The sequence below is a fragment of the Xenorhabdus entomophaga genome (genome assembly GCF_037996725.1).
Lineage (GTDB): Bacteria > Pseudomonadota > Gammaproteobacteria > Enterobacterales > Enterobacteriaceae > Xenorhabdus > Xenorhabdus khoisanae.
On record NZ_JBBMXH010000362.1, the window covers coordinates 1 to 420 of the forward strand.

1 pseudogene is annotated in these 420 nt (G+C 49.3%); it reads left to right on the forward strand.

The window, feature by feature from the left end:
• Positions 1-64: 64 nt before the first annotated feature.
• Positions 65-420 (forward strand): annotated as a pseudogene (locus tag AAC854_RS23205) (IS1 family transposase); the annotation flags it as partial.

Sequence of the window (420 nt, forward strand, 5' to 3'; positions counted from 1 at the left end):
GGGGGTCATGCTCCCAATGATTAGATATTGTGGTAAACTCCCCGCTTTTTATTATGGGTGAGATATGGCTAAAGTGGATGTGGTTTGCCGTTACTGTCACAAAGCGGAAGAGGTGAAAGGACATGGAAAAGGGCGTACTGGGCATCCCCGCTATCACTGCTATGGGTGCCGTAAAACTTTTCAACTGGACTACACCTATCAAGCCTGTCACCCCGGCATGAAAGAGCGGATTGTGGATATGGCCATGAATAACTCGGGGGTTAGGGACACCGCTCGCGTCCTGAAAGTCGGCATTAACACGGTCATTCGCACATTAAAAAGCTCACGCCAAGAAACGTAACCACACTGCCGCTGGCGGGAAGTGACATTCAGATTATCTGTGAAATAGACGAGCAATGGGCATTTGTCGGTAGCAAGAAG